Below are 9,800 nucleotides of genomic sequence, written 5' to 3'. Positions count from 1 at the left end.
TTAATCGAAAAGAAATTTAATTTAAAACCAACATTTAAAATTTTATGTGCCTTAGTATATATACTAAGGCATTGTATAGTTTAAAATGATTTGAAACTATCCTCTCAGTAAGTATATATACTTACTGAAGACAAAAATAAACTAATGACCATTTTAATTTAAGGGTGTTTTTAGGTCTGTAGAGAAGTTCTTTTAGTCTCAAGTGTTTTTGTATGTATAGAATTCTAGAAATGTCTAGAGGGTGTTTCTAAGTAATCTGAGAGCTATTTATTAGTTCTAGATTGGTTTAATCGAAAAGAAATTTAATTTAAAACCAACATTTAAAATTTTATGTGCCTTAGTATATATACTAAGGCATTGTATAGTTTAAAATGATTTGAAACTATCCTCTCAGTAAGTATATATACTTACTGAAGACAAAAATAAACTAATGACCATTTTAATTTAAGGGTGTTTTTAGGTCTGTAGAGAAGTTCTTTTAGTCTCAAGTGTTTTTGTATGTATAGAATTCTAGAAATGTCTAGAGGGTGTTTCTAAGTAATCTGAGAGCTATTTATTAGTTCTAGATTGGTTTAATCGAAAAGAAATTTAATTTAAAACCAACATTTTAAACTATTCCTTCAGTAAGTATATATACTTACTGAAGGCAAAAATAAACTAATAACATTCTATACTTTTGTACTTCTTTTTTGTAAAATGAAACTATTAAAGTAATAAGTATATATACTTATTACTAATATTTTTTAACAAATGGAGGTATTCACATGCCTAGATTAAGTAGGTTTCAGATCATGGAACAAATGAAACCTCAAATTGTGGAATATTTTAAAGAGAAAAACCAAAGAATTTTTTCAGTTCAGGATATGTATGAGATATTAAATTCCTACAAAGAAAAATGGACATTACCAGCTGTTACTAAAGGTAATGATTTTATAAAATTTTTAACTGAAAATAATATTTTAGAACAAATTGAAATTCAAACACCTCAGAGAAAAATAACAAAATTTAAATTTGATGGTGGTTCAGTATATGAATTAGCTGTATCAATAAATGCGAATTCATATTTAAGTCATTATACAGCTCTTTTTCTGCATGGTTTAACTAATAATATTCCCAAAAATATTTATACAAATACAGAACAATCTCCTAAATACTTTTTTCATAAAGATGATATTGAGTTAGAACAAGAGAATATAGATTGGGCTTTTGCTAGACCAATGAGAGTTACAAAACAAATAGCTAAATTTGAAATAGATAATAAAAAATATCAAGTATACTTGTTGAATGGAAAACATCAGAATAGATTAGGAGTATTAAAAGCTAGCATTAATGGTATTGAGCTTTCAATAACAAGTTTAGAAAGAACTTTAATCGATATTGTTGTTAGACCAAACTATTCTGGTGGGATCGAAGAAGTAATTCATGCTTATAAAGTTGCTAAAGGTAGTTTTTCTGTTAATCGATTGCTAGTATTGTTGGATAAAATGAATTATGTTTATCCTTATCATCAAATAATCGGTTTTTATTTAGAAAAAGCCGGATATGATGAAAATGTGCTTAAACTTATAGAGTTAAATGCTATTGAATATAATCTTTATTTAACCTATGAAATTAAAGAGAAAAATTTTTCAGAGCGTTGGAGAGTTTATTATCCTAGATATCTTGATTATTAAAAAAAGGACAATTTTGTCCTTTTTTTAATTTGTTGTTAAAAGATTTTGTTCTTGTAATGCTTCATAGATATTTTTAGCAAGACGTTCTACATAATCGAAGTAGAAGTCATATGTACCTTTTTTAGTTTCTGCATTTACTGTATCTAAAACAGATTGGAAGTTTTCTCTATGAAATTCTCTTTCTCCTTGAATATTTGCTAAGAAGTCTAGTGGAACTTTTTTTAATGTGAAAATTTCTGATAAAATTTGAAGATTATCAGGTGCTGTTACATCAATTGGATCTGGCCATTTAGTCATAATGGAGTGAATGTCAAAAAAATCTCTTGGTCGAGGTCTTCTGTTAGTAAGTACTAAATCTCTATAATTTTCCATCTGTTGACAGATAGCTCTCAATTTTTCATAGATTACCATTAAAGGCGTATATGCGTATATTACATATCCATGTAGACGAAATGGTGCTTTTGCTTTGCAGAATTCATATTTACTGATATCAATTTGGAATGTTTTTTCTTGGTTACTTCCTACAACAATGGCATTCTGACGAAGCTTTTGTAGATCATCTTGATATTGTTCAAATTTTTCTTTTTCAATTACCTTGAAATATAGTGTGTAGCCGCCCCAAAATTTTTTCATCTCATCTTTCATTCTTGCTGGAGATGGTTTTAAATTTAAATCAAACACATGATAATCTTCTTCTTGAAAGGTAACTTCAAATGCATGTTGTAGCTTAGCTTTAATTTCTGCTAATGTTCCTTCTGCAAAGTCATCTTCCATAGATACATCAATATCTACAGAAGCTCGTTCGTTTATTTTATGAGCGATATTTAAAGCATTACCACCTTTTAGAACAAAGGTATTCATTAATTCATCATCGTAAAATAAAGAAATAATTGCGAGTTCTTTAATTTTTTCTACGATTTCCGTATGGTTTACTGGTCTAATGATTTTCTCCCCCAAGCTTTAATATTTTTATAGTTACTAGTTTTAGTATACGAGGAAAATCTTTCTAAAACAAAGGAGTGCGCTATACTTTTAATTAATTGGATAATTACTTGAGTATATGTCAACGGTAAGCGGACCGTAGGGAGCATTAAGGAGTTGACATATTCACTACACCAAGACCCTCTTGTGGTTGTCAAAAGGTACCCTTTTGACCCTGCCTACCGGCGAGGGAGCCCCTCAAGGATTGAGGGGTTGGGGAGTTCGATGAATGGGGTCTGGGGAAGAGTTCCCCAGTGGGTTTGGGCAAAGCCCAAGGTTTTGTTTTTGCCACATGAAATGTGGCTCGGCAAAGCCGACAAGCGTCGCAGACCCCTATCTATTTTGATGCGAAAGCGTCAAAATAAGTATAGGGTTACGTTAATTGACATCATTTCGTCGCTTTGCTAGACTGATGGTATCAATTAATCTAGGGAAAGTGGTGGCACTTTATGTTGGGTTCTATCTCATTTAATCAATCCCACCAAAGTTCATTGAGTCATAATAACAGAGAAAATATTCATGGGAATCCTGGTATTGATCTATCTAGGTTAGAGGAGAATATTTACTTTGTTCAAAAAGATATCCGAAGTGTATACAAGGAAGTCTTTCAAGAAGCAGTGGATAAGTATAACGAGAAACAAAAACGGAATGATCGTAAAATTGATGATTACTATGACAAAATACATAAAGATGATAAGACGCATGAGCAACGAGAACTCGTTGTAGCGATTGGGGAAGGTAAAGACGACCCAAAGTATAGGGAAGCTAAAAAAGAAGCTCTGAAACGCTATGCTGAGGCTTTTCAAGAAAGAAATCCAAACCTAGCGGTTTATAACATGGTTTTACATGATGATGAAGCGAATCCGCATTTGCATATTAATTATGTACCGAATTTCGAAAGTAGTCGAGGGTTAACGAGGCGTGTCGGAATGGATAGAGCCTTGCAGCAACAAGGTGTAGAAGGAACGGGAAGAAAGTTAATTGCACATTGGAGAGAATTAGAAACGGCTTATATTGAGCAATTAGCGAAAGCACACATTCCGAATTTTGAACGTGCTAATGTAGGTTCACATAAGTACATGAAAGTTCGTCAATATAAGGAGTATGCAGAAGCAAAGTCAACTATTGAAAATCAAGTAGAGGAAAAAGAAACACAGTTACAAACGATTGACGATCATTTAAAAAACGTTGAAGAGAAAACAAACGAATTAGAAATGACTAAAAAGAGTTTGGAAAGTGATGTTGTTGATACGTACAAAGAATTAGAGATAGTAAAGCAACAAGTAGAGAGTGAAAATGAAAAGCTGCAGCTAATTGGCCAGCGTCATGTGGAGTTAGAAAAAAGAGTAGAACAAATGCAAAAAGAATTAGATAGTGCTACGAATCAAGTACCAAATGAACCTGTTAAAATTCCATTTTTACGCAAAGAAGTAGTAGTAGAAGTACAGGATAAAATGTTTGGAAAAGCTGAAATTACAAAGAAACAGACAAGAAATTATGTGTTATCACCAGAACAATATCAAGAATTAACAAAGCAAGTGAATGCAGCGGTTACTATCAAAAAGGATTATGAGCGTTTGAAAAAAACAGATTTTGTGAAAGAGAATGAGAGTTTAAAAGCGCATGCAGAGGGATGGATGAAAGAAAATCGAACGTTGAAACAAGAAAAAAGTAAGTTACAAAAAGAAGTTGGTATATTAAATAGAGAAATTAGCTCGTTAAAATCTCATATAAAGGTTTTGCAGACGAATATAAGAGTTTTATATTTACAAACGAAAAAAGTTTTTAAAGAGCAATTTAAGGCGTTTAGAGGGATTATTAAAAATGAATTGGATAGTAAGGGAATAGATAATCAATTTGAACGTGAGCATAAAAAAGAAATGAATAAACATCGTGGATTGGATATGGAGCGATAAAATAGTAAGGAAACTTTGTTTTTATCTTTAAGGTTATTTAAAACGTGATAGAATGAAAAAAAGAGTCATGCGGGAACATGACTCTTTTCATAGGGTATTCTACGAAAATACCTAAACTTCATTTATCTGATTATAGATTATCATAATTTGATTTATAATCAAATAGCAAAAAATAGGTGTTTTTGTTGATTCCCTCAATTAAGGAGGAATTAACCTAGATATGACAAAAAAAATTATTGATTTTGGACAAGCTGAAAAAAAGGCAAAAGAAAGAGATAGTAAAATTAATAGTATTTATGAAAAACTTGAAGGTAGTGGTGGACTTTCTGAAGAAGAAAGAGTCATTATGCTGCAAGTATTAAGTAAAATGTCTGGTGGAGAAGAGTATTTTATTGGTAAAAAGAAAAAACCTACAGATCGGGTGAGATTTGTTCAAATGATTACAGAGAATATTGATTATTTATGTGAAATTGGTTATTTAACTCAACCAGAAAAAGCATTTTTATTTGATATTTCAAGATTTCTAGAATTTAAATCAAATGTTATTGTTGAAAAAAATGAAGATGATGATATAAAACCGAATACAGCGTCTCCTAGTTATTTGGCTAAGAAATTAGGAAAAACAAGGACTTCTATTTCAAAAATGATGAATGAATTGCTTGAAAAAGGGGTTTTAGGAGTTGCAGAAACAGGTGTAATAACTGAAGATGGAAGGGCTTGTTCAGCAAGAACTTGGTTTGTTAATCCTAATATTTTATGTAATTCACCTAAAGATGATATTGATAGAGCGACTCAACAAATTTTTTCAAAGGCATTGCGTAATATCAAAATCGAAGGTAATAAGAAAAAACATAAACTACCAATTTATTTATTTTAGATGTCAATTTTTATATTGACATCTTTTTTTATTTAAGATTTTCTATTTTTTAGGTGTTAAAAAAAATTAACACAGGTGTTAATTTTTTTTAACACCTCATGTCTTATAAACCCTTGATATTACTGACTTTCTTTACTTTGCTCTTCTCACTCTTATATATAGGGCTAAAAGTTCCGCAAGGAACAGGTAGTATTTTTGAGCAAACAACGCTCAAAAATCTCCACCTTCATAATAAAAAAGTCGGTTCGTTAATCCTTACCTAAAGACTACCGTCTTTTCTTTTTTATTATGTCCTTGCAAAACTTTTTTCGGCTCGTGTGCTTTTCTCGCCAAGCCGACAGACAAAAAGCAAAGCAATGGTTCTCGACTTGGACTAGCAAGTATACGAGCCGAACCGCTTAGATCATTCGTCCAAAAATAATCTTTATTCAAAAATAGATACGTAATACGTGGGGTTTCGCCCCCACACGACGAGCCAGCACTCTAGCCAAAAAGCAATGGAAAACCCTAAAGACAAAAACAAAAAAATTAGCCCCTGGAAGAAGGGCTAGTTGACGTAAAATTCGATATAGGAAGTTCTATTTTAGTAAACTCATAGCAACTACAATACATCCAACTATAAATAATTCTTTTTTAAATATGTATTTTTATCTTTACTTAGGATATGCTATAGTCTTTTCTTTAAAAATGTTTCCATAATATCTCTCTTAAATCTTTCATAATTGAACTGAAAAGCGATATTATGTGTTTTATAACCTGGATTTGTCACAAAACGAAAGTCTGCGATACTTTGACCAAATCCTTCTCCTAGATCGGGAATTACTTTGATGGGCACTTTTGACAGACGAACTGCATCTGGATTCAACAAATACCATATTGTTAAAAAATCATGCATAGGGCTTCCTCCTATGCCAGGATTCGATTTAGAGTAGAAATTATAGTAGTAGTCTAACATAGGTTTGATGATGAGTCCTGCAAGGTCTTGTGTATTCCGGTGAAATGCATCAATTTGTTGAACCATTTCAGGTGTAACAATCGCGTGTTGGGTGACGTTTAATGGAATAATTGTCAAATTCTTCGCATGCTGCAGAATTAAGTTTGCTGCATAAGGGTCTGCGTAAAAGTTAGCTTCAGCCACAGCAGTCACGTTTCCGGGGTAAAAAAAGGCTCCACCCATGCAAATGTATTCTTTCACATTCCGCATTGCTTCTAAATTCAAAATAAATGACGTAGCCAATGAGGAAAGTCTTCCCAAATTGATAATTGTAAGATCGTCTAAATTTGAGTTTATAATTTTGTAAATATCATTCATGGGATAAATTGGATAAGGGATTTCAGGTGGAATGATAGGTCCTAGTCCTACTTTTCCATGTACTTCAGGAAAATATTGAACCAATATACCTGTTAAAGGTACAGAAGCACCGAGAAATACGGGTATCTCTTTTCTTCCCGAAATATACTTCAAATAGTTAATATTTTTTATAGCATTCTCTCTCGATACATTTCCATAATCAGCTACAATCCCCACAAGTTGGATATCATTACGAAAAAAGGTGTACAGAATAGCAAACGCATCATCAATTCCCAAATCTGTAAACAAGAGAACTTTTTTGGGCATATATTTTCCTCCAAAAGCCATAAAATTTTATTTTTACTAAGGATGTAAAGAATAGGCTTGTACTATATTTGATATATATTTTATATATTCTTCAATAGTACATTCTGTTCATCTATAACTTTAGATATCTTATATGTGTTTGCATGTAAAATAGTATTTTTGTTTTGTATATCATATTCATGTGAAGTTGACATAACGTCTCATTATTGGCATAAAAAAAGGATCTTCAATCTAAGATCCTTTTTATTATTTTTAATAGTTTTATTCATTTACCATGGTATCGGCTTTTGTTACATGTACAGTACCAAATGGATGGTTAGGAGGAGCATATATCGAGTAAAGTTTTAGAGGAATATTACCTGTATTGGTTAGATTATGCCATGTTCCAGCGGGTATCATTATGGCATAATCATCATAGACATTTCTTTTAAAGTTTAAATTATCTTTATTCTTGCCCATTTGAATAATCCCCTGGCCTTGTTCAATACGTAAGAATTGATCAACGTTAGAATGTACTTCCAAACCGATATCTTCGCCAACATTGAGACTCATTAAAGTAACTTGTAAATGTGTTCCTGTCCATAAAGCAGTACGATAGGTATTGTTTTGCTTCGTTGCTTCATTGATATTAACGACAAATGGTTTTGGTCCATAATCTGTTAATGAAATTCTTCTGTCATTGTTAGAAGAGCGAAAAGAATCAAATCTGTTTGCATGCTCTATCTCATTAGGAAAAGTCCGGTAAACAGACTGTCTTCCATAGTTATACATTGGTATTGGTACATTAACATAATAAAGATATTGATATGGGTATATATAAGGATTATAGTGCATTTTTCCCAATCCTTTCGCGTTTTTACAAAATTATTCTATGCACTTGTTAAGGGAATGTACTTAGATTCAAGATGACTTATTAAAAACACATGAATACGTTATACAAATCTAGTATACATAACGCACAATTATCGGTAGCAAGATTTTCATAGAATCCTTGTATTGGCAGGGATTCTTCTTTTTTTGTCTGGTTATCTCGTATACAGGATTTTATACATCGTTGATGTAGCAAGGATTCTAGGGATTCGCGCTCTTCTTTTTTTGTATAAAATCTTGTATATAGAAAAAAAGATTTTGATGTTATTATCGAGAAGTAATACATATCGGTGGTAAAATCGGAATGTATTTCGGAAATTAAATTGTTTTTAAAATCGGTTTTCATATCGGTTGTAAGTACACTCCGATTTTGATTGGAATGTTGGTTTAATCGTGTTTTTTAAGTAAAAACGTATTCCGTTTTTTGGGGAGGAATAAAAATTGGAACTAAAATCGGAAATGCACACACCGAAAATTGTTGCGGATCTTTTAGGAATCACACCCGATTTGTTAAAGGTATGGTCAAATGAATTTAATATACAAACGGAGCGAAGTCAGGGAGGACATCGTAGATACTCGAAGGAAAATATAGAAGAATTAAAAGCAATAAAAGAAAAAATACAGGCCCAAAAATGGTCTTACGATCAAGTTCGGTCATGGCGAAACGGAGAACTTGATTCGTTTGTTTCAAAAGAAGAAAAATCAGAATTAGAAAAGAAACTGAATGAAGTATTAGAAAATCAACAGTTACAAAATCAATTTAATCAAGCACTCGTTCAGAAACTACAAGAAATTACGAATGAATTGGTTACGACAAAAGAACATTTAGCGAATACGGAGAAAAAGTTAACTGAAGTAGAAGGGAAAAACAGTGAATTAGAAGTTTTTATAGAGAAGAAGCTAGAGAAACGAGATCAGTTATTGCTTGAAAACATTAGAGATATGCAGGCACAAAATCAGAAACAAAAACGGAAAGGTTTTTTCAGTTTGTTTAAAAAGTGAATTTGGCTGGTATTTTATGTAGGGTTCTAATGTCGGAAAAAGAAGAATAGAAATATAGCATACATACAATAAGGGAATGCAATACGAATCAGTATATAAGCATTCCCTTATTTTATGATAAACAGGTTGTTTTTATAAATTTTATTTATTACTGAATGAGGTTTTAGTTTTGTATTAAAAATGATGTTTAAAACAGTTTATTTGATGTTGTGTGAGTGGAAATTTATTTTAATTGACTTTTTTAAAAAAATAGTTTGTTTTTTAAATTAGATTTATTATTAATTCGAATATAATAAGAGTAACATGAAAAATTGCTTACTGTTTTAGTATATAGTTTAAAATGATTTGAAACTATCCTCTTAGTAAGTATATATACTTACTAAAGACAAAAATAAACTAATGACCATTTTAATTTAAGGGTGTTTTTAGGTCTGTAGAGAAGTTTTTTTAGTCTCAAGTGTTTTTGTATGTATAGAATTCTAGAAATGTCTAGAGGGTGTTTCTAAGTAATCTGAGAGCTATTTATTAGTTCTAGATTGGTTTAATCGAAAAGAAATTTAATTTAAAACCAACATTTAAAATTTTATGTGCCTTAGTATATATACTAAGGCATTGTATAGTTTAAAATGATTTGAAACTATCCTCTCAGTAAGTATATATACTTACTGAAGACAAAAATAAACTAATGACCATTTTAATTTAAGGGTGTTTTTAGGTCTGTAGAGAAGTTCTTTTAGTCTCAAGTGTTTTTGTATGTATAGAATTCTAGAAATGTCTAGAGGGTGTTTCTAAGTAATCTGAGAGCTATTTATTAGTTCTAGATTGGTTTAATCGAAAAGAAATTTAATTTAAAACCAACATTT

General features: G+C 31.1%; 7 protein-coding genes. 4 read left to right on the top strand and 3 right to left on the bottom strand.

Features of this window, described 5'->3' with window-relative positions; translation table 11 throughout:
* Window positions 1-764: 764 nt before the first annotated feature.
* Window positions 765-1,673 (top strand): type IV toxin-antitoxin system AbiEi family antitoxin domain-containing protein, encoded by a 909-nt coding sequence (locus ACTFR9_RS27350; RefSeq protein ID WP_262735053.1) that lies wholly within the window; start codon window positions 765-767, stop codon window positions 1,671-1,673.
* A gap of 24 nt (window positions 1,674-1,697) precedes the next feature.
* On the opposite strand, the gene ACTFR9_RS27345 is transcribed toward ACTFR9_RS27350, so the two are convergent.
* Window positions 1,698-2,630, bottom strand: a complete 933-nt coding sequence (locus ACTFR9_RS27345; RefSeq protein ID WP_262735054.1) for a nucleotidyl transferase AbiEii/AbiGii toxin family protein — start codon at window positions 2,628-2,630, stop codon at window positions 1,698-1,700.
* Between the two features lie 473 nt (window positions 2,631-3,103).
* On the opposite strand from ACTFR9_RS27345, the gene ACTFR9_RS27340 reads away from it, so the two are divergent.
* Together ACTFR9_RS27340 and ACTFR9_RS27335 are read left to right on the top strand one after the other, a co-directional pair.
* The gene (locus ACTFR9_RS27340; RefSeq protein ID WP_262735055.1) at window positions 3,104-4,570 is read left to right on the top strand and encodes a plasmid recombination protein; all 1,467 of its coding nucleotides are present in this window, start codon (window positions 3,104-3,106) and stop codon (window positions 4,568-4,570) included.
* A gap of 220 nt (window positions 4,571-4,790) precedes the next feature.
* Window positions 4,791-5,447: a replication protein gene (locus ACTFR9_RS27335; RefSeq protein ID WP_000162380.1), complete on the top strand. Its 657-nt coding sequence runs from the start codon at window positions 4,791-4,793 to the stop codon at window positions 5,445-5,447.
* Window positions 5,448-6,114: 667 nt separating this feature from the next.
* On the opposite strand, the gene ACTFR9_RS27330 is transcribed toward ACTFR9_RS27335, so the two are convergent.
* Entirely contained in the window at window positions 6,115-7,065 is a 951-nt protein-coding gene (locus tag ACTFR9_RS27330; protein ID WP_440049078.1) for a nucleoside hydrolase, read from the bottom strand.
* 261 nt (window positions 7,066-7,326) lie between these two features.
* Window positions 7,327-7,899 (bottom strand): cupin domain-containing protein, encoded by a 573-nt coding sequence (locus ACTFR9_RS27325; protein WP_440049077.1) that lies wholly within the window; start codon window positions 7,897-7,899, stop codon window positions 7,327-7,329.
* Between the two features lie 477 nt (window positions 7,900-8,376).
* On the opposite strand from ACTFR9_RS27325, the gene ACTFR9_RS27320 reads away from it, so the two are divergent.
* The gene (locus ACTFR9_RS27320; RefSeq protein WP_262735057.1) at window positions 8,377-8,937 is read left to right on the top strand and encodes a MerR family transcriptional regulator; all 561 of its coding nucleotides are present in this window, start codon (window positions 8,377-8,379) and stop codon (window positions 8,935-8,937) included.
* Window positions 8,938-9,800: the final 863 nt, after the last annotated feature.

The sequence above is a fragment of the Bacillus cereus group sp. MYBK222-1 genome, assembly GCF_051916425.1.
Classification (GTDB): Bacteria; Bacillota; Bacilli; order Bacillales; family Bacillaceae_G; genus Bacillus_A; species Bacillus_A paranthracis.
This window is presented reverse-complemented; position numbering and strand designations above follow the sequence as displayed.

Coding starts and splice junctions, on each gene's coding strand:
- ACTFR9_RS27340 (WP_262735055.1), top strand. CDS start 3,104: ATGTTGGGTTCTATCTCATTTAATCAATCCCACCAAAGTTCATTGAGT.
- ACTFR9_RS27330 (WP_440049078.1), bottom strand. CDS start 7,065: ATGCCCAAAAAAGTTCTCTTGTTTACAGATTTGGGAATTGATGATGCG.
- ACTFR9_RS27325 (WP_440049077.1), bottom strand. CDS start 7,899: ATGCACTATAATCCTTATATATACCCATATCAATATCTTTATTATGTT.
- ACTFR9_RS27335 (WP_000162380.1), top strand. CDS start 4,791: ATGACAAAAAAAATTATTGATTTTGGACAAGCTGAAAAAAAGGCAAAA.
- ACTFR9_RS27350 (WP_262735053.1), top strand. CDS start 765: ATGCCTAGATTAAGTAGGTTTCAGATCATGGAACAAATGAAACCTCAA.